Here is a 23,948-nt window from a genome sequence, read left to right on the forward strand (position 1 = left end):
GCCGCGCCTGTGCCGTCAGCGCGCGAGCCAGTCGGCGAGCACGGCATCGGTATGCTCGCCGCGATGGGGAATTGCCCCCGGCGCGCCGGCGGGTGTCCCGGAAAAACGCGGCGCCGGATTCGCCTCCAGCACGCCGCGCTCGCGCGTGTAGACGCCGCGCGCCTGCATATGCGGATGGTTCGCCGCTTCCTCCGGGCTGAGCACAGGCGCAAAGCAGACGTCGGTGCCTTCCAGCTGCGCGCACCAGGCATCGCGGTCGCGGCTGGCAAAGAGGATAGTCAGGCGCTCGCTGAGTTGGGGCCAGATGGCACGGTTGTACTGATCATCGTAGGTCGGATCGGCATCCAGGCCGAGCTTCTCGCGCAACTGCTGGTAGAACTGCGGTTCGACCGGGCCGATGGAGATATGGCGGCCGTCGGCGCAACGATAGGTCTTGTACCAGTGGGAACCGTCCAGCAGGCTCGTTCCGCGCGGGCCATCCATCCTGCCGGATGCCATCAGCCCGTGCAGCAGCGTCATCATGTGGGCGCTGCCATCGACAATGGCAGCGTCGACGACCTGGCCCTTGCCGGTCGTGCGCGCGCTTGTGATGCCCGCCAGCAAGCCCACGGCGAGATACATGGCGCCGCCGCCAACATCCCCGACCAGGCTTGGCGGCGCCACCGGCGCTTCGCCGGGCTGGCCCGCATACCAAAGCGCGCCGGACAGCGCGATGTAGTTGATATCGTGTCCGGCGGCACGGGCGAGCGGGCCATGCTGGCCCCAGCCTGTCATGCGTCCATACACCAGGCGCGGATTGCGCTGCAGGCAGAGTTCCGGACCCAGCCCGAGCCGCTCCATCACGCCGGGGCGCATGCCTTCGATCAAGGCGTCGCACTGTGCGGCCAGGTCCATCACGGTGGCCACGCCAGCCGGCGTCTTCAGATCGATGGCCACGGCGCGTTTGCCGCGCCGCGACAGCGCATGTTGGCTCAGGTCCGGCTCCTGCGCGCCGGCCGGCACGCGATCGACCACGACCACGTCCGCGCCCAGGTCGGCCAGCAGCATGCCGCAGAAGGGGCCGGGACCGATCCCCGCCATCTCCAGAACACGGATGCCGGCCAGCGGGCCCGCCCTGTTTGATTTCATCGTGTTGTCTCCGTACTTGTCTTGCAGGGCCCTGGAACAGGGATTGCGCCGCCTGTCAACCGGTCAGCGGAAGGACGGCTCGGGCATGGGGCCCGGCATGCGGGCCCGTGCCACGCCGAGCATGCGGCGATGCGCCGCCCAGAACAGGACGCGCAATGAGAAACCCCGAGCCCCCGTCATGGCCTGCTTGCATTCATCCGCATGCAGCTCCACCGCAATCCCGAGTTCCGCCGCCGCCGCGTAGCAGAGGATCTTCAGGCGCGGGTCGCTGGCGCGAATGCGGCTGTCGATCATCTGCCGCAGCGTCAGGTTGTAGGCATGGGGGTCGCCGCCACGCGCCGAACTGGCGGCGCACTGCTGCAGGTGCCGGCTGAACTGCCGGACTTCCTGCCGCAGGTCGATGAGCCCTTCCATGCGGGATGGGGATAGCTGTGGCATATCGTCAATCCGGCATCGGCGCCATGCCGCGGGCAACAGGGAGCATGGGGAGTGCCGTCATGGCAGCACGTTGCGCGGGTCGTCCTTCAGCACCAGTTGCCAGGCTTCCCGCGCCATGGGCGCGCTCTTTTCTTCCATCACGTGCGCAAGCAAGCCAGCCGAGCGGCCGACCAGCGACAGGCCGCGCGCGATCAGCGGATCGAGGCCCATGGCCGCGACCACGGCCGCGATCGCACCCACCGCATTGAGCGGCAGCGGCTTGTTCTGTTCCTTGGTCAGCACCTGGCCGATGGCGTCCATCAGGCGCCAGTGCACGCCGTAGTAGCCATTGGCGCGCGACAGTTCGCGCAGTGTCGGCACGCGCGGATCGCCATCGACGTGGATCGGGTGGCCGACGCCGTAGATCGGCTTGCGCAGTTCCTTGTGACGGCGGATCACGGTCCGCGCCGCCTCGAGGATCTGCTCATCGGTGGCGTCGCTGGTCAGCTCGCGGGCGCCCTCGATCAGCATCTCCGCGCCATTCTGCATGGTGCCGAGGAAGACGCTGCCGGCGCCCAGCAGGCCCGCGGCAACCGCGCCCTGGAGCGCCTCGGGCGCGCCAATGTAGGTCAGGCGCGCCGCCAGCGAGCTGGGCGTGATGCCGTGGTCGGCCGTGGTCACCAGCAGGGCGTTGACCATGACCTTTTCCTGCTGGCTGGGCAGGCGCGCCAGGGTGGTGTGGAAGATCATGTCGACGAAGTCGAACTTGCCGATGATCTCGGTGGCCAGGTTCAGGCCACGCACCATGATGGTGTCGGTGGTCGTGTAGCCGATTTCAGTCTTTACCATTGGGAAGGCTCCATTCCTTGATACGAGAGGACAGCGTCCAGCGCGGTCACTCCTTGTCCTTGCGGCCGGACCGCAAGCGGGTTGATTTCCAGCTCGTCGACCTGGCCGGCATGCCTGACGACGAAGTCGCTCAGCTTCACCAGCGTATCGACCAGCGCGTCGATGTCGCACGCGGGCTGGCCACGATGGCCCTTGAGCAGTTCGTGGCAGCGTGTCTCGGCGATCATCTGCCGGGCCGACTTCGGCGTTAGCGGCAGCAGCCGCCGGCTGACGTCCTTGAACAGTTCGATGCTCACGCCGCCCAGCCCGAAAGTGCAGACGTGGCCGAACACGGGATCGCGGTGAATGCCGACCACGGCTTCCACGAAGGGTGAGGGCAGCATGGGCTCCACCAGCACACCTTCGATCTCGCCGGGCGCGCACGCCTTGCAGCCGTTGGCATGTATCGCCTCAAACGCGGCCTTGGCGTTGCTTTCGGATGCGATGCCCAGGCATACGCCGCCGATATCGGTCTTGTGAGTAATCGCGGGGCTGACGATCTTCATCACCGCCTTGCCGTTCGCCACGTCGCGGAAGGCCTGCGCGGCTTCGTCGGCGGAGCGGGCAACCACGCCGTCGGGTACGGGGATCCCCGCCTTTTTGAGCAGAGACTTGGTCCTGGCTTCCGACAGGTTCGCGGTGGCTTCGGCCTCGCCCACGCTGCCCAGCGGCAGCCACTTGTGGTCGAACTCGGCGCGCCAGCGGCCATACGCGATGAAGCGCTTGATGGCCAGCACGGTGTTGCCGATGGCGCGCATGGGCATCAGACCGCCATCGATCATCTTGCGGTGGCCTTCGCCCGTGCGGTCGCTCATCCAGACCGGCACGATGGGCGTCGTCACTTCGCCCTGCACCTTGACCAGGCTTTCGCCGAGCAGGACGGTGGTCTGGCCGTACTCGACCGGAATCGGCACCATCACCAGGTCGGTATTCGGATCGCTCGCCGTCGCCTTCAGGGTGGCGTAGCTGACTTCCGAATTGACCAGCACTTCCGCCGTGACGTCGACAGGATTGTCGACGGCGGCATAGCCGGGCAGGGCCTTCTTCAGCGCGGCGACCGTCTCGGGCGCGAACTCGGCCAGCTTCAGGCCGGCGGTGCCGACCATGTCGGAGGCGAGCGCGGCGGTGCCGCCCGAGAAGCTATATACGGCAAGCTGTTCGCGGCCGGTGGGCGTCGCCCTGGACAGCAGCGAGGCGACATCGATCAGCTCGTCGATGTCATCGACCTCAATGATGCCCAGCTCGCGGAATACGGCGGTGTTGATCTCGGCGGAACCGGCAATGGCGGCCGTATGCGACTGGGCCGCCCTGGCGCCGTACTCCGACTTGCCGACCTTGATCGCCACGATCGGCTTGCCGCGGCGGGCCGCGTGCAGCGCGGCGGCCATGAAGCGCGGGCCGTTGCGCACGCCTTCCAGCGTGGTGACGATGACCTTGATATCCGGGGCGTCAGCCATGTAGTGGATGAAGTCGCTGACCTCCAGATCCACTTCATTGCCGCCGGAGCACCACAGCCCGATGCCGACGCCGCGATCCATCGACTGGATGAACGAGCGTCCGAGGCCGCCGCCCTGCGTGGCCACGCCGATCGGGCCGGGACGGCGGTCAATGCGCCAGGCCGGCGAGAACGTCAGGCCAAGGCGCGCGTTCATGTTGTTCAGTCCCGGGCAATTCGGACCGTAGATCCGCATGCCGGTGCTGTGCGCGATCGCGCGCATCTGCGCTTCCACGGCACGGCCGGCTTCGCCGGTTTCGCCGAAACCAGAGGTGAAGACGATGGCAAACTTGACGCCAATCTTGCCGCAGTCGCGCAGGGTGTCGAGCACCGTGTCCGCGCGCACGGCCAGGATGGCCAGGTCGGGCGCCGCCTTCAGGTCCAGCACGGAAGCCACGCAAGGCCGGCCATGGATCTCCGTGCGGCCCGGGTTGACCAGGAGCAGTTCACCAGTGAATTCCGAGTACTTGGTCAGGTTCTCCAGCGTGCGTCCGCCGATGCTGTCCGGCTTCTCCGAGGCGCCGACCAGCACAATCGATTGCGGCAGGACCAGCCTGGACAGGTCGGTGAAGCTCGGCGGCGAGGGATCGTTGCCTGCGCTCATTGTGCTTCCCCGGGGTGGCGGCGCTTGAACAGGCAGGTGGCGGCCATTTCGGCCACCACTTCGCCGCGTTGGTTGATGCCCTTGCGCAGGAAGCCGACGATGCCGCGGTCCGGGCGGCTGGTGGCCTTCTGCTCCACCACTTCGATGTCCACGCGGATGGTGTCGCCGATGAAGGTGGGCTTGGGGAACTTCAGCCGGTTCTCCAGCACGCTGAATAGCGAGCCTTCGAAGAATTGGTTGGGAATCGAGCGCGAAGTCAGGCCGGCCATGAACGACGCCACCAGCATGCCGTGGGCAATGCGCTGGCCGAAGATGGTGCCCTTGGCGTATTCGGCGTCGACGTGCACCTTGTTGAAGTCGCCGGTCAGCGCGGCGAAGGCAGCCACATCAGCCTCGGTGATGGTGCGCGACGAGGTCGAGTACGTCATGCCGGGAGTCAGGTCTTCCCAGTAAAGCGTGGTATTTGCGATCTGTTCGAGGATGGCGGGTTGGGTCATGTCTGGTGTCTCCGTATAGCGTGCCAGGGCTCAGGTCAGGGCGCTGATGCCCAGGATTTCGCGGCCGATGATGAGGGTCTGAATTTCCGTGGTGCCCTCGGGGATCATGCCGCCGCGGGTGTCACGGAAGATGCGCTCGATGGGGTATTCGGTGGCGTAGCCCATGCCGCCATGGACCTGCAGCGCGAGGTTCGCGACTTCGAAGGCGGCTTCCGTCGCATACAGCTTGGCGATCGAGCATTCCGTGCGCGAGTTGCCGTTCTGCATGGAACGCGCGGCGCGGTAGCCGAGCGCGCGCGCGGCCAGCGTCTTCATGGTCATGTCGACGATGTGCTTTTGCACCAGCTGGAACGAACCGATGGGGCGGCCGAACTGCTTGCGCTGCAGCGCATACTCGGTCGACAGGTCCAGCGCGGACTGCGCCGCGCCCACGGCGCCCATCGCCACGTTCAGTCGCCCGAAGTTAAGGCCGATGAGGATCTGCTTGAGGCCCTGGCCTTCGCGGCCGAGCAGGTTGGCGGCCGGCACTTCGGCATTGTCGAAGGAAAACGCGGCCGTGCCGGTACTGCGCGCGAACATCGTCTCGACCGGGCGGATTTCATACGGCGTTTCGTCCCGTTCGACCAGGAACAGCGACAGTTCGCCATTGCAGGTCTCGCTGAACGTGCGCGCCACGACGATGCCGAAGTCCGCGAACAGGCCGTTGGTGATCCACAGCTTGCTGCCGCTCAGCACGTAGCGGTCGCCGCGCTTGTCGGCCCGGGTCTTGATCTCGGCGACATTGGAGCCGACGTCCGGCTCCGAGATCGACACGAAGGTCTTGCGCTCGTTGCGCAGCAGCGGACGCATGAAGCGCGCCTTCTGGTCTTCCGTGCCGTAGGCGTTGATGATTCCGGAAACGATGTTCAGGCCGTTGAGCAGAATGCGCAGGGACAGCCAGCAATAGCCGGCTTCTTCCATCATCACGGCCCATGTCAGGTAGTCCAGGCCAAGGCCGCCGTCGGCTTCCGGCAGGTAGCCGCCGAGATAGCCGAAGTCCGCCAGGCCGCCGATCAGCTCGTGCGGGAAGCGCTTGTCGGCTTCGGCCTGCTGGATGCGCGGCGTGAAGTTCTCTTTCAGGTAGCGGCGGATGTTGTCGCGCAGCAGTTGCTGGCTGGCATCCAGTCCGTCGACGTCGAGCATCGGCTCAGCCATAGCGGCCTCCGGTCACGAAGAGGGTGGTGCCGGTGATGTAGCGGGCGTGCTCCGACGCCATGAAGGCCACCGCGCCGGCGATGTCGCTGGTCTGGCCGGGGAAGGTCACGGCGTTCTTCGCCATCACGTTCTCGAGGATGGTGTCGTAGTTCGGCAGGCTCTTGATGTATTCGGTCTCGATATAGCCCGGGGCGATCGCGTTGACCGTCACGCCTTTGCGCGCCTGCTCCAGCGACAGCGCGCGGGTGAAGCCGACCAGCCCCGCCTTGGCGGTGGAATAGTTGGCCTGGCCCGGGTTGCCGAACAACGCGCGCGAGCTGATGTTGATGATGCGGCCCCAGCCCTTCGCATGCATGAACGGCAGCGCGGCGCGGCAGCAGTGGAACGCGCCCTTGAGGGTCACGCCCAGCACCAGGTCCCAGTCGGCCTCGTCCATCTTGAGGATGGTGCGGTCCTTCACCAGGCCGGCGTTGTTGACCAGTACGTCGATGCCGCCGAAGGCTTCGTTGCCCGCCGCCATCATCTTGCGTACCTGCTCTTCATCGCGCACATCGCACTGCACCGCGATGGCCTTGCCGCCAGCGGCCTCGATGCCGCGCGCGGTCGCGTCGGCCGCGTCGAGGTCAAGGTCGCTGATGACGACAGCCATGCCTTCCTGCGCCAGCATGCGCGCGGTCTCGGCGCCGATGCCTCGCGCCGAGCCGGTGATGACCGCGACACGGTCTTTCAGTCCTAGGTCCATCTCTTTGTCTCCATTCTCTATGGGTTGGGTTCAACTGTCGGCCAGCAGCGAATTCCGGACTTCGCGCAGTGCCGCCAGGTAGGTTTCACGATGCTTTGCGATGCGTTCCGCCGGGCCCGCCAGCGAAATCCCGACCGGCTGGTCGCCCAGCCATCCCGCGACTGCCAGCGCGGTTACGCCCTCGGTGCCTTCGTCGCGCGCCTCGTACCAGCCGAGTTCGCGCCCGTGCGCCAGTTGCGCCATCAGCGGATCGATGTCGACCACCGTATGCGGGGTGATGGCCCTGCGTTCGATGCCTTCCAGCCTTGCGCGCGCGGCCTCGGGCGGAATCAGCCCAAGCAAGGCCTTGCCCAGCGCGGAGGCGTGCAGGGCAACGCGCTCGCCCACGTCCAGGATGTAGCGCAGCGGCAGCCGGCTTGGCTGCGCTGCGGCGACCTTGACGGCGGCGGATTCGAGCACGCCGAAAAAGGCGCTTTCATTGGTTTTTTCCGTCAGCTGTTCGACCGCCTCCTGGGCCAGCGTGGTCAGCGGGTCGTTCTCCCGGATCTGGCGCGCGGTCTCGAACAGGCGGCCGGTGGGGTAGAAGCGGCGCGTGCGCGACGTCCGCATCAGGTAGCCAAGCGAATGCAAGGTGTGCAGCAGGTCGGAGGAACTGCTCTCGGCGACCGCCAGCAGGCGCGCCATGTCGGAGTTGGAGAGCTCGCGTTTTTCGCGGGCAAACACCTCAAAAACGGCCATGGTTCGGCTGGCTGCCGGGATCGGGGTGGGCATGCTCGGGTTCCTGGAAGATTTCTGTCTACGACATATGGGATAACTATACGGGATTTCGTATCTCGGTCAAGAAATAAAACTGCTGTTAAATACGATAGGCAGAAGTACACTACGGCAATCCGTAGGAAATGGGCTATCCATTTGCGAGAAAAGAGGTGTTGTTAGCACATTTAGTGACGTAAATGCCACATATAGGAGACTGACGAATGATTTGCCATTTCAAACTGAGCTCGCCACGTCCGGTGGGCCGCGCATGGGGCGTTGCCCTGGCCTTGTTCACAACAGGCTTGTGCTGGTCAGCTTCGCCGGCGTCGGCGCAGGCGGCTTACCCGTCAAGGCCGGTCACGCTGGTCGTGCCCGGGCCGCCGGGCGGCATCACCGACCAGCTGGGCCGGCTGGTGGCGGCCAGAATGACGAGCGATTTCGGTGTCAGGGTCATCGTGGACAACCGCCCGGGCGCTGGCGGCAATGTCGCAAGCGAGATCGTTGCGCGGGCAGAGCCCGACGGCTACACGATCCTGCTGGGTACGCAGGGCACCATGGCGACCAACCAGTACCTGTACAAGTCGCTGCGCTTCGACCCGGCCAAGGATTTCGTTGCGGTCCAGGGCTTGATGTCCGTGCCGAACATCCTGGTGGTCAACAGCCGCTTGCCATACCAGTCCGTCCAGGAACTGGTGACGTTTGCAAAAGCGCATCCCGGCAAGCTGACGGTGTCATCCGCGGGCAACGGCACGGGAACGCACCTGGCCGCCGAACTGTTCCAGGCGCAGGCCGGCGTAAAGTTCGTGCATATCCCGTACAAGGGCAGTGCGCCATCGATCAACGACCTGCTCGGCGGGCAGGTCGATATGACGTTCGACTACCCGGTGTCGACGCTTGCCCAGGTCCAGGCCGGCAAGCTTCGCGCACTCGCCGTGACCGGGTCAACGCGTTTGCCGTTCCTGCCGCAGGTACCTACCATCGCGGAGGCCGGCTATCCCGGTGCGCAGTCCACCTCCTGGATCGGGTTGTTCTTTCCCGCACGCACGTCGACCCCGGTTGTCATGAAATGGCAGACGCAGGTTGGGCGCTTGCTGGAAGACAGCGCGGCCGTGGAAGCGATCAGCAAGATGGGGGGAATGCCGCTGCCCCTGAGCGGCGAGCGGTTTGCCAGCTTTGTGCAGGCGGAGCGCATCAAATGGAAGGCAACAATCCAGCATTCCGGTGCGACTATCGATTAAGGGCGCAAGCGCCGGCTGGCTGCCGGTGCCTGGCTGGTTCGGGCCGGTTTGAACGCCGGCGCCACGAAGTGCCGAATGCCCATCGCACCGGGGTTCGGTCTATCTGTTTATCCGCTGCGCCAGTCCGCTGCTCCGGGAAGCGCCGCGGGAAGCGGAGTCCTTTATGGACGGACCCAGGCGCTACCGGATCGCGCCCACGCCGCGCATCGTTTCAATGTCTCCCTTCCCATAGCCGGCTGCCAACAGGATCTCGTCGGTATGCTCGCCCAGCATCGGCGCGCGCTGGCGCACGCCGCCCGGCGTACTGCTCAGCTTGATCGGCACGCCGGCAATCTTCACCGGCGCGGCCGAGCCCGGCTGTTCCACGTCGACCAGCATCTCGCGCACCCGGTAATGCGGGTCCTCGAAGATCTCCGCCGAGGTGTAGACCGGGCCGAACGGCACCTTGCCGCCCAGGCATTGCGCGATCTCCTCCTTGGTGCGCACGGCGGTGAACGTCTCGATGGCGTCGATGACGCGCTGGGCGTTTTGCACGCGCGCCGCGTTGGTGGCGAAGGCTTCGTCGCCGATCAGTTCGGGGCGGCCGATCGCCAGCGCCAGCTTTTCCCAGAAGGCGTCGTGCGCGCAGGCGATGGACACATAGCCGTCGCGCGAGCGGAACAGCCCGAAAGGGCAGAGCAGCGGGTGGCGGTTGCCTTCGGGCGCCGGCACCGCGCCGGTGTAGGAGGTCTGGTAGACGATCCGCTCGCACATGGCCAGCACGCAGTCCGTCATGGCCACATCGACGAACTGGCCTTCGCCGCTGGCGCGGGCGCGATGCACGGCGGCGAGGATGCCGATGCACAGCATCAGCGCGGGTACGGTGTCGCCCACGCCGGGGCCGATCTTGGTGGGCGTATCCCGGTCGGGGCCGGTGATGCCCATCATGCCGCCCATGGCCTGGGAGACCACATCGTAGGCTGGCCAGTGCGCGTAAGGGCTTTCGCCGCTGCGGGGGTCGCCGAAGCCGCGCACGGTGCCGTAGACGAGCCGGGGGTTGGTCTCGCGCAGCACCTCATAGGACAGGCCGAGCCGCTCCATCACGCCGGCGCGGAAGTTCTCCACCACGATGTCGGCGCCGTCTACCAGCCTGCGCACGATGTCGCGGCCGGCGGCGCTCTTCAGGTCGACGGCGATCGAGCGCTTGTTGCGGTTGACGCTCTGGAAGTAGCCGCCGAAATCACGCAGGGCATCGTCGTCCCGGAACGGGCCGGTGAGCCGCGTGCCGTCGCCGGCCATCGCTTCCACCTTGATCACCTCCGCGCCGTGGTCGGCGAGGATCTGCGTACAGAAGGGCCCGGCGAGCATCTGCGTCAGGTCGATGACGCGCAAGCCGGTGAGGGCGCCGGTCGCCTGTGCGGGTTTATCCATACTGGGTTTGGCCATGTTTTGCTCCACTGCGCTTATCACGCGGCAACCTTGCCCAACAGCGCATCGGAAATGATGCGCATCTGGATCTCGGACGTGCCTTCGAAGATTTTTGTCAGGCGGGCATCGCGCCAGTAGCGTTCCGCAGCGAAATGCGTGGTGTAACCGGCGCCGCCGTGGATCTGCAGGCCTTCGCTGGTGACGCGCTCGGACATCTCGCTGGCGAACAGCTTCACCATGGCGGCCTCGGTGTCGCAGCGCGTGCCCTCGTCGATCTTCTCGCAGACCGAGTAGAGCAGGGCGCGGGAGGCTTCGATCTGGGTTGCCATGTCGGCCAGCTTGAAGCGGATCGCCTGGAAGTGGCCGATGGGCGAGCCGAACTGCGCGCGGTCGCGGGCGTATTGCAGCGCGTCTTCCAGGCTGCCCTGCGCCAGCCCGACCGAGCGCGCGGCGGTGTGGGCGCGGGCGGTTTCCAGCCCGGCGGTGGTGAGGTAAAAGGCCTTGCCTTCCTCGCCGACCATCTTCGAGGCCGGCACGCGGCAGCCGTCGAATGCCAGTTCCCAGGTGGTCCAGCCGTGGTAGCCGATCTTGGGAATCACGCTGCCCTTGACGCCCTCGGGCAACTGCCCGCGCGGCTTCTCCACCATGAAGGCGGACAGGCCGCGGTGGCGGGCCTTGGGGTCGATGACGGGGTCGGTGCGGCAGGTGACGAGGATGAAGTCGGCCTCGTCGGCGAAGGTGCACCAGTACTTGCTGCCGGTGATGACCCACTCGTCGCCGTCGCGCACGGCGCGGCAGGAGATATTGGCCACGTCCGAGCCGGCATTGGGCTCCGACAGCGAGAAGGCGCCGAGGAACTCGCCGCGCGCCATGCGCGGCAGGTAGTCCGCCTTCTGCTCGGGCGGCAGGCCCTTGAGCGCGCCGATCAGTCCGTTGCCGCGCGCGATCAGGCTGCCCACGCTCATCCAGCCCCGCGAAAGCTGCTCCGCCACGAGGCAGTACTCGTAGGCGCCGAGACCCAGGCCGCCGTACTCCTCCGGGATCAGGATGCCGAAGTATCCCAACTCGGCCATTTCATCGATCAGGTCGCGCGGGATCTGGCCCTTCTCGGGATCCAGCTTGTTGGCGATCGGCAGCACACGCTCCATCGTGAATTGCTGTGCGGCTTCCTTGATCATGCGCCGCTCTTCGGTCAGTCGTTGCACCTTGCGCTCCTTTTGGTGTTTGGTTTGCTGTGATGTCGTCAGTTTGTACGTACATAATGTGCCATTGCCATGCCGGAGGTCAAGACAAATGACGACCATCCCTCCATTTAAGGCTAGTTTTTATGGGTATTTAACCGGATGTGCCTTGGTGCTCCAGGCTTGACAATGCTGAATTTGCGAATCACTATGTACGTACAAAACAAATGGCAAATGTCACAAGTGACGGTTTTGCCGCCTGGAGAGCGCGATGGGTAAGAACAGATCTGGCAACTACTTCGAGGACTTCCGGCTGGGGATGACGTTGCGTCACGCCACGCCGCGCACGCTGACGGAAGGAGACCGCAGCCTCTACATCGGGCTGACCGGCAGCCGCGGCGCGCTGTACACCGCGGACACCAGCGCCAGGCTGGCGGGACTGGAGCGGCGTCCGCTGGAAGACCTGCTGGTCTTCAACACGGCCTTCGGCAAGACCGTGCCGGACATTTCCCTGAATGCCGTGGCGAACCTCGGCTATTCGGACGTGCGCTTCCTGGCCCACGTCTACGCGGGCGACACGCTTGCCGTGGAAAGCGAGGTCATCGGCCTGAAGGAGAACTCGAACCGCAGGAGCGGCGTGGTCTATGTGCGCTCCACGGCGAAGAACCAGTCGGGGCGGGATGTGCTGACCTGGATCCGCTGGGTCATGGTGCACAAGCGCGATCCGGCCGCGTCATGCGGCGCCACCGTGATCCCGCCACTCCAGGCTGTGGTGGCGCCGTCGCGCCTTGCGCGGCACGGGTACACGGCGGGCGTGCAGGACATCTGCATGACGACCGGCGTATCCGACTTGTGGGAAGACTATGAATCCGGCGAGCGGATCGACCATGTTGCCGCAATGACGGTCAACGATAGCGATCACAGCATCGCCACGCGGCTGTACCAGAACACGGCAAAGGCCCATTTCGACGGCTTCGCCATGGCATCCACGCCCGGCGGGCAGCGGCTGGTCTACGGCGGCCACATCATTTCGATCTGCAAGGCGCTGTCTTATGACGGCCTGGAGAACGCACTGTCCATCCTCGCCGTCAACGGCGGCAGCCACGTCAATCCCACCTATGCCGGCGACACCATCTGCTGCGCGACGATGGTGCTGGACAAGCTGGATCTTGCCAGCGCCCACGTTGGCGGGCTGCGGCTGCGCACGATCGGTGCAAAGAACATCCGCGGCGCCGCGGAAATCCGGTTTCCCGGCATGGAGGGCGGCAGGGCGGAGCATCCGTCGAATGTGGTGCTCGATCTCGATTACACCATCGCCATCCCTCGAACCGCACAGTAAAAACACAGCAACTGGAGAACGTCATGACCACTGCCACCCATCCGAAACTTGCGCTCTTTGCCGGCGAAAAGGCATTCCCCGCGCTGTCGGCCTGCGAACACTTCGCCGGCAGCGAAAAGCTGATCGGCAAGGCCATGGACCTGCAGGTCGAATACGGCCCGGTGTTCGATATCACCTGCGACTGCGAAGACGGCGCCGCCGCCGGACAGGAGAAGGAGCACGCGGCCATGGTCGTGCGCATGATCAACTCCGGGCGGAACCGCTTTGACAAGGCGGGGGTCCGCATTCACGATCCCGCGCATCCCGCATGGCGGCAGGACGTGGACATCGTCATCGGGCAGGCCGCAAGCCGGGTGGCCTACATCACCATCCCCAAAGCGACGAACCACGAGCAGGTGCGGGAGGTGATTGACTATATCGGCCGTAAAACCCGCGAAGCCGGTGTGAACCGCGTGGTGCCGGTCCATGTCCTGATCGAAACGCACGGTGCGCTGCGGGACGTATTCCACATCGCAGCGTTGCCGCATATCGAAGTGCTCGACTTCGGCCTGATGGACTTTGTCAGCGGCCATCATGGCGCCATTCCCGCCGCGGCCATGCGCAGTCCGGGCCAGTTCGAGCATGCGCTGCTGGCCCGCGCCAAGGCCGACATGGTGGCCGCCGCGCTGGCCAACGGCATCGTGCCCGCGCACAACGTCTGCCTGAACCTGAAAGATGCCGAAGTCATCGCCAGCGATGCAAGCCGGGCGCGCACGCAATTCGGCTTCCTGCGCATGTGGAGCATCTATCCGGCGCAGATCCAGCCCATCGTCAACGCCATGCGGCCCGACTTCACGGAAGTGGCCGATGCGTGCGAGATCCTGATCGCCGCGCAGGATGCCGACTGGGGGCCGATCCAGTACAAGGGTGAACTGCACGATCGCGCTACCTACCGCTACTTCTGGAGTGTCCTGGAGAAGGCCAGGATCACAGGCATGCCGCTGTCGCCCCAAGCCGAGGCGCGCTTCTTCGGGGACGGCGCCGGCGCTTAGCGCAAGGGGCGATGGCGCAGGCGAATGTGCGTACAATGTGCGCACAGTTTGCGATGCAAACGCCTCACCAATACTGCAATCCGTTTATGAGCGCCAGACCCAAAGACACCCGGCCCGAGCCCACCGGCTCCCACACGCGCTACGCGGAACTGGCCAGCACGCTGGTCACCGATATCGTGGACGGCCGGCATGTGGTCGGCAGCCTGCTGCCCACCGAGCACGAACTGGCGCAACTGCACGGCGTGAGCCGCCACACGGTTCGCGCCGCACTCCAGCGGTTGCAGGACCTCGGCTATATCTCCCGCAAGAAGTCCGTGGGGACCATGGTCGAGAGCGTCAATCCCAAGGCGTCGTTCACGCAATCGTTCGGCACCGTGGAGGACCTGGTACGGGTCGCGGCCACGGAAGTCCGCGCCATCGAGGACGTGCGCACCGTCACGCTGGATCGTGCCGCCGCCAGGCACTTGCAGGCGCCGGTCAAGAGTGAATGGCTGGTGTTCTCCGGCACGCGCGTTGCCGCGAAGAAGGGCGGCACGCCGGTGGCATGGGCCGAGATCTACGTCGACACCGCGTTCTCCCGCATCAGCCAGGCGATCCGCGACAACCCCGACGTCCTCGTCAGCGCGCTGATCGAGCGGGAATGCGGCCAGTCCATTGCCGAGATCCGGCAGGTCGTGACCGGGATGCTGATCGGGGAACCGCTGGCCGGCAAGCTGGGCGTGCCCGCGAATTCCGCCGGTTTGCGCCTGATCCGGCATTACAAGGATGCCGGCGGGCGGATCCTGGAAATTACCGATACCGTCTATCCCGCGGATCGCGTTTCCGTGGCGTTTCAACTCAGGCGCACCCAAGGCTAGCGGCTGTCCCCGAAGCCATGCAAAGCGATCCGGCGGCCTGGAGGCGCGGGGAGCTAACAGACCACACTGCGGGAAGATTCGCGCACTATACTTTTCCTGCACCCGACGACGAAGCCGCTTCCAGGCAGGTTGCCGGGCGCAATGCGCTGGCAGCCGCCGTGCCGGCAAGAGCACTGCATCGCGCGTGGTGATGAGGTTACGCAATGAACCGCATTGTGACTCGGGTATTTGCCGCAGTTGTCATTGCCGGCTGCGCCGCGCCCCCACCGCCGCCGCCCTTGGCCGCACTCGACTACAAGAGCCGTGCCCTGAGCCGTACCGACGGCGGCTTGCGGGTGTCGGCCGCCGTTCTTTCGAATGAGGAAAGCGCGGACGTGTATCGGGTTCCGCTGGAGAGGCTGCAGATGCAGCCCGTCTGGATCGAGGTCACCAACAACGACGACCGGGGCTATTACCTGATGTCGTCGGGTCTTGACCCGGGGTTCTTTCCGGCATCCGAGGCAGCCGAGGCATTTTCCCAGGGCGGCTCGCCTGACGAAAAGGCCAGCGTCGACCAGCGCTTCCGCCAGCTCGCCTTCCGCAATCCGGTCCAGCCCGGACAGACCGTGTCGGGGTTCGTGCTGACAAACGCCAGCGAGGGGGCGAAGCTCGTCCAGCTGGACCTGGTGGCGAGCGGGCGCGCCAAGACATTCTCGATCCTCATGGTCGTGCCAGGCTTCCATGCCGACTACCATACCAGCGAAGTCTTCCGGCGCGAGATCTATCCGCCCGAGGAAATCGTGGACTACACGGATGACGAGGCCTTCCGCGCAGCACTCGAAGCCCTGCCGTGCTGTGTCACCAACAAGGATGGCTCGAAGAACGGCGACCCGCTCAACCTGGTGGTCGTGGGCGGCATCGACGATGCGTTTCCCGCGTTCGTACGCCGCAGCTGGCGGCCGACCGAGCAGAAGTGGTCGGGTGCGATCACAAAGATGATCACCTCGGCGCTCAAGGGCGAGCCCTATGTCAACGCGCCGGTGAGCGATCTGTACCTGTTCGGACGCGCGCAGGACCTGGCATTGCAGAAGGCGCGCGACAACATTCACCAGCGCAACCATCTGCGTCTCTGGCTTAGTCCGATGCGCTATCACGGCAAATCGGTGTGGGTGGGCCAGATCAGCCGCGATATCGGCGTGCGTCTCACCATTCACTCGCCAACGCTGACGACGCACAAGGTCGATCCGGACGTGGATGAAGCGCGCACGGCGCTGGCGGAGGATATGGCCTATTCCCAGAGTCTCAACAAGATCGGGCAGGTGAAAGGCGTGGGCGCGGCGCCGCGAAGCGCCCCGCGCGAGAACCTGACCACGGATCCGTATTTCACGGACGGCTATCGCCAGGTGCTGGTATTCGACCGTAAGCCCACATCGCTCTCGGCGATCGAGTTCTTCCCGTGGAGCGGGATCTATCAGACCGATGGCGCGCGCCAGGGAGCGAAACAATGAGCGTGTTGCCGCTGTTGCATCCTGCGCTACGGTACGCGGCGGGCATGGCGATCCTCTCGCTTGCCGTGGCCGGCTGCGCGACATGGCAAGCGCCCGCCAGTGCCGACGACGCCCCGCTACGCGAGCGCGCGGTGAGCGAAACCAAGCAGGGCGTGCGCGTGAGCGCGGCAGTGCTGGGCACGGAAGACAGCAAGCGCATGTTCGGCGCCGACATCAACAAGTCCAACGTGCAGCCCGTCTGGTTCGAGGTGCATAACGGGACCTCGCATCCGTTATGGCTGTTGCGCTCGGGAACGGACCCCGACTACTTTTCGCCGCTCGAAGTCGCGTGGTCCCTGCATGGCACGTTCAGCGGGGCAACCAATGCGCGCATTGACGACTACTTCAATAAACTCGGGTTCAAGAATCCGATTCTGCCTGGGACGACACACGAGGGCATCCTGTTCACCAATCCCGACCGCATTACGAAACTCGTCAATGTCGATTTGTTCGGGACCAGGACGCTGATCCCGTTCAGCCTCTTCGTGCGTGTGCCCGACGATATCTCGGATGCGGGTTTTGCGCGGTATATCTTCCAGTATCCGGATTCCGCGGTCACGGACTACAAAGACCTTGCCTCGCTGAGAGCCGCACTCGAACGATTGCCGTGCTGCGCCACCGATGCGGGCGGGGCGGCGCAGGGCGATCCATTGAATGTACTGATTGTCGGTGAACTCGGCGACATCGGCGCGGCGGGGGTGCGGCGTAATTACCGCCGCGATTTGCGCGAGGGTGATACCGAGCAGCGGGTCTTCGGCCGCGCGCCGGACGCCGTGCTGCGCAAGCAGGCGCAAGGCGGCGCGCCGGCGACCTGGATACGCGTGTGGCTCGCGCCGGTCCGCTTCCAGGGCCAGCCGGTTTACCTCGCTCAGGCAGGCCGGCCTGTCGGCGGACGTTTTGCGCCCGCCAAAACGGCAAAGATCGTCCTGCACGGGGATGTCGACGAGGCCAGGAACCTCCTGATCCAGGACATGATGTACTCGGGCGGTCTCGACAAGCTCGGATTCGTGAACGGTGTCGGCCCGGCGCCGCAGGCGCAACCACGGGCAACGCTGGATGGCGCTCGCTACTTTACCGACGGGCTGCGCGCGGTGCTCTTCTTCGCGCCACGGCCGCTGAGTCTTTCCGACGTGGAAATTCTCGACTGGGTACCTTACCTGGAGGGGCGCGGAGCCGCTTCACGCGAGGAGAGCGGCAATGCGCGCAAGTGATTCGGTCCCGGAGCCGCCGCAGGCCGTAGCCGGGCAGCCGGCTGGCGGCTTCCGCGCGCGGTTGACCGGCGGCGTCTTGCCGGGCGTCATCGCGGCTTGTCTCGTGCTCGGCGGATGCGCCTCGAAGCCGCTGATCCCTTACTCCGCCGATACGCCGCCTTTGGCACTGCTTCCCGCATCGCAGTCCGGCGTGCAGGACAAACGGGCGCGTTTCCGCGAGATCTACTGCGCGGTGCTGCAGGCGCGCGGACCGGAGCTTCCCGATTACCGGCGCTGTGAAGACGCGCTGAACCGCATAGGCGCCGAGCCCGCCGGCACTGGCAAGCCCGTCGATCTGGGAGAGTCCCGCCGGCACCTGATCGCAGTGGTGGTGCCGGGCATCGGCTATGAGTGCTTCGAGCCGTGGCTGAATGCGCCCGGTACGGTCCCGAAGCACCTGCGGGAATTCGGCTATGACGGCATGCTGCTCAAGGTCGATGCGCTGTCGAGCTCCGCGAACAATGCGCGCCAGATCCGCGACGCAATCATGGCCATGCCGCCGGCGGCGGGGCCGCCGCGCCTGGTGCTGGTCGGATACTCGAAGGGCGCGCCCGACATCCTCCAGGCAGTGGTGGAGTATCCGGAGATCCACAGCCGCGTGGCGGCGGTGGTCAGCGCAGCCGGCGCGGTCGGCGGCTCGGCGCTTGCCAATGACGCCGAGCAGTACCAGGCCGACATGCTGCGGCATTTCCCGGGCGCAACCTGCAAATCTGGAGATGGCGGCGCGGTGGAGAGCCTGCGGCCCGCGATACGCAAGGCATGGCTGGCGGGAAACCGGCTGCCCCGCGACCTGCGTTACTACTCGCTCGTCACGCTGCCGCGGCCGGAGCGCATCTCGTCGATCCTGACTTCGAGCTATGACAAGCTCGCGCGTATCGACGGGCGCAACGACAGCCAGGTGATCTTCTACGACCAGATCGTGCCCGGCAGTACGCTGATGGGCTACGTCAATGCGGATCACTGGGCGCTGGCAGTGCCCATCGCCCGGACGCATACCACCATCGGCTCGATGTTCGTGACGCAGAACGCCTATCCGCGCGAGGCGCTGACGGAAGCGGTGTTGCGCTTTGTGGAGGAGGACCTGGCGGCGCCGGGACCGGCACCCGGCGGCCTGTGACATATGGCGTACCGTCTCGCGAAGCCGGACACCGCCATCCCCGCGGACTCAGGCTGGCAGCGTGCCAATTGTCTCGGCAGGGGACGGCACCAGGAAGCCATGCAGGGGTGCCAGCCATTCGATGTCTTGGTGGGGCAGTACGGCCAGGGAGTCGATATGGACGCCCCTATCGCCGCCGGTGAACAAGGTCCTTTCCTCTTCGAGCAGGTAGCACAGGTGGCCGGAGGCATGGCCGGTGATATGCCATGCCCGTAGCGTGCAGCCCTCGCCAATGGCCAGGCGCGTGCCGTGCTGCAGCTCGCCCCCGGCCAGTTGCGCACCGGTGGCCTCATTGAGCTTGCGCGCGGCGGGCGAGTGGCCCGCGTGTGTCTGGGTGGACAGGATCCAGCGGATCGGCCCCGGCGCCGCGGCGAGCACCGCCTGGATATGCGCGTCGTCATCGGGGCCGGGGTCGATCACGGCCCATGCGTTGTCGTTGCCGCCTCCCACCAGATAGGTGTTGGTGCCGAGGCCGCCAGCCACGCTACTGCCATCGCGGGCGGTGATCCGCCAGATGCGCGCGCCGAGGCGCACCGCAACGCCGGGCTCGATGATGCAGCGCGCGTTGCCACGCCCCTCTGGATCGATATGGCCGAGTTCGGCGTAGCAGGGCTCGTCCGGCATGACCGCGCGCAGGCCGCTCTCGCCGCGCCCCAGGCGGGGCATGATGCGGGCAATGCCGCTTAGCGCCGCGGCATGCTGGTAGCAATCCTGGGCACGCCCGAAGCGGGCAATGGCTGCCAGGGTGCGCCGCGTGGGCGGCTCCAGCTTGAGACCGCTGGCAGGGTCCAGAAGCTCCGCCGGACGCTTCCAGCAATGGCCGGAGGCCTCCTCGCCGTCGTGCGCGGCGGTCTGGCCGGTGGGCGCGATCGCCACGAAGAAACGGGTGTCGAAACGCTTGGGCAATCCCGGTGGCGTCAGCCAGTGGCTGAAATACGCCAGACGGTCGACGGCGAGCCGCAGGCCCAGCTGGGCGCAGGCGTGCGCCAGCCCGAGTCCATCGTGCCTGGCGGCGTCGCGCAGCAGGGCGCGCTGTGCCTCCTCCAGTTGGTCCAGCGCCAATGGCTGTCCCGCACTGTCGCGGGCGAACAGCAGTCCAGCTTCCTCGAAGCATTCCCGTACCGCCGCCAGATAGAAATCGAGCCCGCCCGCGTCGACGCCCAGGCGCTGGCTTGCGGCGTGGTCATCGAGACCATCGGCGTAGGCATGAAGCCGCCTGTCCTGCGCATCCAGCGTGCCGCCGGGATACACATAGGAGCCGCTACTGCGATCGCCGGCACGTTCGGCGCGGCGAACCATCAGTACTTCTATCCCTAGCGGGCCGTCGCGCAGCACCAGCAAGGTCGCGGCATTGCGCAGCGAGGGGAAAGGCGCAGCGGGTGGTGCGCTTTCGTGGGATTGACTCATGGCGGGGGAGATCCTCGATTCGGTGTTGCGTGCCAATGCCTCGGGGGCGTGGTATGGCAGGGCGGCCGCGAGGCCACGCCTGCCGCGTAGTCAGGATAGGTCCTTGAATTCGATCAGCAGGTCCTTGGCGGCAACGCGGTCGCCGGGGCGCACGTGCACCGCGGCGATTTCGCAGTCGCGTTCGGCGGCGATATGCGTCTCCATCTTCATCGCCTCCAGCGAGACCAGCGCGCTGCCGGCGGAGACCCGCTGCCCCGGCTGGACCGCTACCGTCACCACCGCGCCCGGCATGGGGGCGGCCACATGCAGCGGATTGGTGGGGTCGGCCGCCGGGCGGGCCTGGCGCGACGGCCCCGCCTGCGCCACGCCGCGCCGCTCGACGCGGGCGGTGCGGGACTGCCCGTTAAGCTCGAACTGGACCTTGACGATGTTCTCCTCCGTGTCCGGGTGCGCCCCCTGCAGCATGATCAGCAGCGTCTTGCCGGGCGCGATGTCGACCGCCACCTCCTGCTGCGGTTGCGGGCCGTAGAAGAACGCGGGAGTGGGCAGGACGGATGTGTCGCCATAGGCGCGCCTGTGCTGGAAGTACTCGCTGGTCTGCCTGGGATACATCAGGTAGGACGCCAGTTGCCGGTCGTCCAGCGCGTGTTCGCAGGCGGTTTCGCCTTGCGCGCGGGCTTGTTCCAGGTCGACCGGGGCGAGATGGTCGCCGGGACGGTAGGGTTCGGGGGGATCGCCCCTGAGCACCTTGCGCGACAAGCCGGCGGGGAAGCCGTCGGGCGGGAAGCCCAGCTCGCCCTTGAACAGCGAGACCACCGACTCGGGGAAGGCGATCTCCCTGGCGGGGTCGCATATCTGCGCGGCGCTCAGGTCGTTGGCGACCATCATCAGCGCCATATCGCCCACCACCTTGGAGGTCGGGGTGACCTTGACGATATCGCCGAAGAGGTGGTTGACCTCGGCGTAGGCGCCCGCGATCTCGCTCCAGCGATGTTCGAGCCCCAGCGAGCGGGCCTGTTCGCGCAGGTTGGTGTATTGCCCGCCGGGCATTTCGTGGCGGTAGACGTCGGCGGTGCCTGCGCGGATCTCGGACTCGAAGGGGGCGTAGTAGCGGCGCACGCCTTCCCAGTACATCGATGCTTCGTGCAGGCGATCCAGGCTAAGGCCGGGATCGCGCTCGCTGCCGGCCAGCGCGGCGGCCATGCTCGACAGGTTGGGCTGCGAGGTCAGGCCGCTCATCGCGTCGAGCGCGCCGTCCACGGCGTCGCAGCCGGCGCCGATCGCGGCCAGCACGGAAGCCGCGGAAATGCCGCTGGTGTCGTGGGTGTGGAAATGGACCGGCAGGCCGGTCTCGTCCTTGAGCGCCCTGACCAGTGCCGCGGCGGCCTGCGGGCGGCAGATCCCGGCCATGTCCTTGATGCCCAGCACATGCACGCCGGCGCGCTGCAGTTCGCGCGCGATGCCCACGTAGTATTTGAGGTCGTACTTGGGCCGTGCCGCGTCGAACAGGTCGCCGGTGTAGCAGATCGCGCCTTCGCACAGGGCGCCGCTCTCGCACACCGCGTCGATCGCCACGCGCATATTGCGCACCCAGTTGAGCGAGTCGAACACACGGAAGAGGTCAATGCCGGCGCCGGCTGCCTGCCGGACGAAGAAGCGCACCACGTTGTCCGCGTAGTTGGTGTAGCCCACCGCGTTCGAGCCGCGCAGCAGCATCTGGAACAGGATATTCGGCACCCGCTCGCGCAATTGCGCAAGGCGCTGCCAGGGGTCCTCCTTCAGGAAACGCAGCGCCACGTCGAAGGTGGCGCCACCCCAGCATTCCAGCGAGAACAGCTGCGGCAGTTCGCGCGCATAGAAGGGCGCGATGGGGAGCATGTCGGCAGTGCGCATGCGGGTCGCGAACAGGGACTGGTGCGCGTCGCGCATGGTGGTGTCGGTCAGCAAGACCTGCTTCTGGTCCAGCATCCAGCGGGAGAATTTCTCCGGCCCCAGCTCGCGCAGCCGGTCGCGCGTGCCGGGCGGCATCGCGCCGGCACTGTCCACCCTGGGGCGCTGGGGCCTGGGCAGCGGCAACTGGGGCGGCGTGTGCCCCGCCATACCCGGGTAGCCGTTGACGGCCAGTTCGCCCAGGTAGCGCAGCAGCTTGGTGGCGCGGTCGCGCCGCTTGGTAAAAGCCAGCAGTTCGGGTGTGGTGTCGACGAAGCGCGTGGTGACCTCGCCGCTGCCGAAGGCCGGGTGGTTGATGACGTTTTCCAGGAACTGCAGGTTGCAGGCCACGCCCCGGATGCGGAACTCGCGCAATGCGCGGTCCATGCGCCGGATGGTTTCCGCCGCCGTGGGCGCCCATGCGGTGACCTTGACCAGCAGGGAGTCATAGTAGGGCGTGATGATGGCGCCGCCATAGGCGGTGCCGGCGTCCAGCCTGATGCCGAAGCCCGCCGCGCTGCGGTAGGCGGTGAGTTGCCCGTAGTCTGGCAGGAAGCCGTTCTCTGGGTCTTCGGTGGTGATGCGGCATTGCAGGGCGTGGCCGTTGAGCGGGATCAAGTCCTGCGCCGGGACACCCGTGGCGCGCACCACGGTATGCCCGTGCTCGTCCAGTTCGTCTTCGATCCGGCCGATCCGGCCGCCTTCGGTAATGCGGATCTGCGCCTTGACGATGTCCACGCCGGTGATCACCTCGGTCACGGTGTGCTCGACCTGGATGCGCGGATTGACCTCGATGAAGTAGCTCTGCCCGGTGTCGGCATCCATCAGGAATTCGACGGTCCCGGCGTGGCTGTAGCCGACCGCGCGCATCAGCCGCAGCGCCGCCTCGCACAAGGCCTCGCGGCCCGCGTGGTCGAGATAGGGGGCGGGCGCGCGCTCGACTACCTTCTGGTTGCGCCGCTGCACCGTGCAGTCGCGCTCGTACAGGTGCACCAGGTTGCCGTGGGTATCGCCCAGGATTTGCACCTCGACGTGGCGCGCCCGGCGCAGCAGTTTCTCGACATAGACCTCGTCGTTGCCGAACGCGGCCAGCGCTTCGCGGCGGGCGGCGGCCAGCGCGGTGGCGAGATCGCCTTCGCTCTCCAGCACCCGCATGCCGCGTCCGCCTCCACCCCAGCTCGCCTTGAGCATCAACGGATAGCCCACTTCCGCCGCCAGCCGCTTGCATTCGTCCAGGTCATGGGGCAGCGGCGTGGTGGCGGGCATCACCGGCACGCCGGCGGCGATGGCCGCATTGCGGGCGGCGACCTTGTTGCCCAGCGTGCGCATCACGTCCGGGGACGGGCCGATCCAGCGGATGCCGGCATCGATCACGGCTTGCGCGAACTCGGGGTTTTCGGAGAGGAAGCCGTAGCCGGGGTGGATCGCGTCGACCCGGGTCTGCCGGGCGATGCGCAGGATGTCGTCGATGTCCAGGTAGGCGGCCAGTGGCTTCTTGCCCTCGCCAACCAGGTAGCTCTCGTCGGCCTTGAAGCGGTGCAGGGCGAGGCGGTCTTCCTTCGAGTAGATCGCCACGGTGCGGATGTTCATCTCGGCGGCGGCGCGCATTACGCGGATGGCGATTTCGGAGCGGTTGGCGATGAGGAGAGATGTGATGGGGGCGTGCTTCATGGCGGTGCCTTTGGGGGGAGCTTGTTTTTTTGTATTTGGTGGTGGGTTATTGGTGGATGACTGCAACTGCAACTGCAACTTCAAAGGCTTAAAGTCAAAGGCGGTTTCACCCCCCTGCGGGGGGCGACCTACTTTCTTGTCTTGCCAAGAAAGTAGGCAAAGAAGGCGCGCCGGATGGGGCGACACCCCCTCGGGATCCGGCGAAAAGAGCGGCCGGGACCCAAACTCGCATCGC

Annotated in this window: 19 protein-coding genes; 7 read left to right on the top strand and 12 right to left on the bottom strand. The window is 66.2% G+C overall.

Annotated elements, in window-relative coordinates; all coding sequences use genetic code 11:
* Positions 1–15: 15 nt before the first annotated feature.
* The 8 genes from AC1DS6_RS29660 to AC1DS6_RS29695 form a co-directional block, all read right to left on the bottom strand.
* Positions 16–1,128 carry a CaiB/BaiF CoA transferase family protein gene (locus AC1DS6_RS29660; RefSeq protein WP_441629558.1) on the bottom strand — a complete coding sequence of 371 codons (1,113 nt, stop codon included), beginning with the start codon at positions 1,126–1,128 and terminating at the stop codon, positions 16–18.
* A gap of 63 nt (positions 1,129–1,191) precedes the next feature.
* Positions 1,192–1,566 carry a hypothetical protein gene (locus tag AC1DS6_RS29665; protein WP_441629559.1) on the bottom strand — a complete coding sequence of 125 codons (375 nt, stop codon included), beginning with the start codon at positions 1,564–1,566 and terminating at the stop codon, positions 1,192–1,194.
* 57 nt (positions 1,567–1,623) lie between these two features.
* The gene (locus tag AC1DS6_RS29670; RefSeq protein WP_441629560.1) at positions 1,624–2,394 is read right to left on the bottom strand and encodes a citryl-CoA lyase; all 771 of its coding nucleotides are present in this window, start codon (positions 2,392–2,394) and stop codon (positions 1,624–1,626) included.
* Complete coding sequence (locus AC1DS6_RS29675) at positions 2,388–4,532, bottom strand: acetate--CoA ligase family protein (RefSeq protein ID WP_441629561.1); 2,145 nt, start codon at positions 4,530–4,532, stop codon at positions 2,388–2,390. Before AC1DS6_RS29675 ends, AC1DS6_RS29670 begins: the two co-directional genes overlap by 7 nt.
* Complete coding sequence (locus AC1DS6_RS29680) at positions 4,529–5,029, bottom strand: MaoC family dehydratase (protein WP_441629562.1); 501 nt, start codon at positions 5,027–5,029, stop codon at positions 4,529–4,531. Before AC1DS6_RS29680 ends, AC1DS6_RS29675 begins: the two co-directional genes overlap by 4 nt.
* 30 nt (positions 5,030–5,059) lie before the next feature.
* A complete protein-coding gene (locus AC1DS6_RS29685) occupies positions 5,060–6,223 on the bottom strand; it encodes an acyl-CoA dehydrogenase family protein (RefSeq protein WP_441629563.1) in 1,164 nt (387 codons plus the stop codon).
* Positions 6,216–6,965 (bottom strand): SDR family NAD(P)-dependent oxidoreductase, encoded by a 750-nt coding sequence (locus AC1DS6_RS29690; protein WP_441629564.1) that lies wholly within the window; start codon positions 6,963–6,965, stop codon positions 6,216–6,218. Before AC1DS6_RS29690 ends, AC1DS6_RS29685 begins: the two co-directional genes overlap by 8 nt.
* Positions 6,966–6,995: 30 nt before the next feature.
* Positions 6,996–7,736, bottom strand: a complete 741-nt coding sequence (locus AC1DS6_RS29695; RefSeq protein WP_441629565.1) for an IclR family transcriptional regulator — start codon at positions 7,734–7,736, stop codon at positions 6,996–6,998.
* A 206-nt stretch (positions 7,737–7,942) separates the two neighbouring features.
* On the opposite strand from AC1DS6_RS29695, the gene AC1DS6_RS29700 reads away from it, so the two are divergent.
* Entirely contained in the window at positions 7,943–8,959 is a 1,017-nt protein-coding gene (locus tag AC1DS6_RS29700; protein ID WP_441629566.1) for a Bug family tripartite tricarboxylate transporter substrate binding protein, read from the top strand.
* A 180-nt stretch (positions 8,960–9,139) separates the two neighbouring features.
* On the opposite strand, the gene AC1DS6_RS29705 is transcribed toward AC1DS6_RS29700, so the two are convergent.
* Together AC1DS6_RS29705 and AC1DS6_RS29710 are read right to left on the bottom strand one after the other, a co-directional pair.
* Positions 9,140–10,384 (bottom strand): CaiB/BaiF CoA transferase family protein, encoded by a 1,245-nt coding sequence (locus tag AC1DS6_RS29705; protein ID WP_441629567.1) that lies wholly within the window; start codon positions 10,382–10,384, stop codon positions 9,140–9,142.
* Between the two features lie 20 nt (positions 10,385–10,404).
* Complete coding sequence (locus tag AC1DS6_RS29710; protein ID WP_441629568.1) at positions 10,405–11,571, bottom strand: acyl-CoA dehydrogenase family protein; 1,167 nt, start codon at positions 11,569–11,571, stop codon at positions 10,405–10,407.
* 247 nt (positions 11,572–11,818) lie between these two features.
* Here AC1DS6_RS29710 and AC1DS6_RS29715 point away from each other — a divergent pair, with 247 nt between their 5' ends.
* The 6 genes from AC1DS6_RS29715 to AC1DS6_RS29740 all read left to right on the top strand — a co-directional run bounded on the left by AC1DS6_RS29715 (position 11,819) and on the right by AC1DS6_RS29740 (position 18,667).
* The gene (locus tag AC1DS6_RS29715; RefSeq protein WP_441629569.1) at positions 11,819–12,886 is read left to right on the top strand and encodes a MaoC family dehydratase; all 1,068 of its coding nucleotides are present in this window, start codon (positions 11,819–11,821) and stop codon (positions 12,884–12,886) included.
* Between the two features lie 23 nt (positions 12,887–12,909).
* Positions 12,910–13,917, top strand: coding sequence for an HpcH/HpaI aldolase/citrate lyase family protein (locus AC1DS6_RS29720; RefSeq protein WP_441629570.1), 1,008 nt, complete (start codon positions 12,910–12,912; stop codon positions 13,915–13,917).
* A gap of 86 nt (positions 13,918–14,003) precedes the next feature.
* Entirely contained in the window at positions 14,004–14,774 is a 771-nt protein-coding gene (locus tag AC1DS6_RS29725) for a GntR family transcriptional regulator (protein WP_441629571.1), read from the top strand.
* A gap of 203 nt (positions 14,775–14,977) precedes the next feature.
* Positions 14,978–16,261, top strand: a complete 1,284-nt coding sequence (locus AC1DS6_RS29730) for an LssY C-terminal domain-containing protein (RefSeq protein ID WP_441629572.1) — start codon at positions 14,978–14,980, stop codon at positions 16,259–16,261.
* Positions 16,258–17,511 (top strand): LssY C-terminal domain-containing protein, encoded by a 1,254-nt coding sequence (locus tag AC1DS6_RS29735; protein ID WP_441629573.1) that lies wholly within the window; start codon positions 16,258–16,260, stop codon positions 17,509–17,511. The genes AC1DS6_RS29730 and AC1DS6_RS29735 overlap by 4 nt, the downstream gene beginning before the upstream one ends.
* A complete protein-coding gene (locus AC1DS6_RS29740) occupies positions 17,498–18,667 on the top strand; it encodes a hypothetical protein (RefSeq protein ID WP_441629574.1) in 1,170 nt (389 codons plus the stop codon). Before AC1DS6_RS29735 ends, AC1DS6_RS29740 begins: the two co-directional genes overlap by 14 nt.
* Before the next feature lie 48 nt (positions 18,668–18,715).
* On the opposite strand, the gene AC1DS6_RS29745 is transcribed toward AC1DS6_RS29740, so the two are convergent.
* Positions 18,716–20,113 (bottom strand): MBL fold metallo-hydrolase, encoded by a 1,398-nt coding sequence (locus AC1DS6_RS29745; RefSeq protein ID WP_441629575.1) that lies wholly within the window; start codon positions 20,111–20,113, stop codon positions 18,716–18,718.
* A gap of 90 nt (positions 20,114–20,203) precedes the next feature.
* Positions 20,204–23,713, bottom strand: a complete 3,510-nt coding sequence (locus AC1DS6_RS29750; protein ID WP_477103720.1) for a pyruvate carboxylase — start codon at positions 23,711–23,713, stop codon at positions 20,204–20,206.
* Between the last annotated feature and the right edge of the window lie 235 nt (positions 23,714–23,948).

It is taken from the genome of Cupriavidus sp. 05L310 (assembly GCF_056398185.1).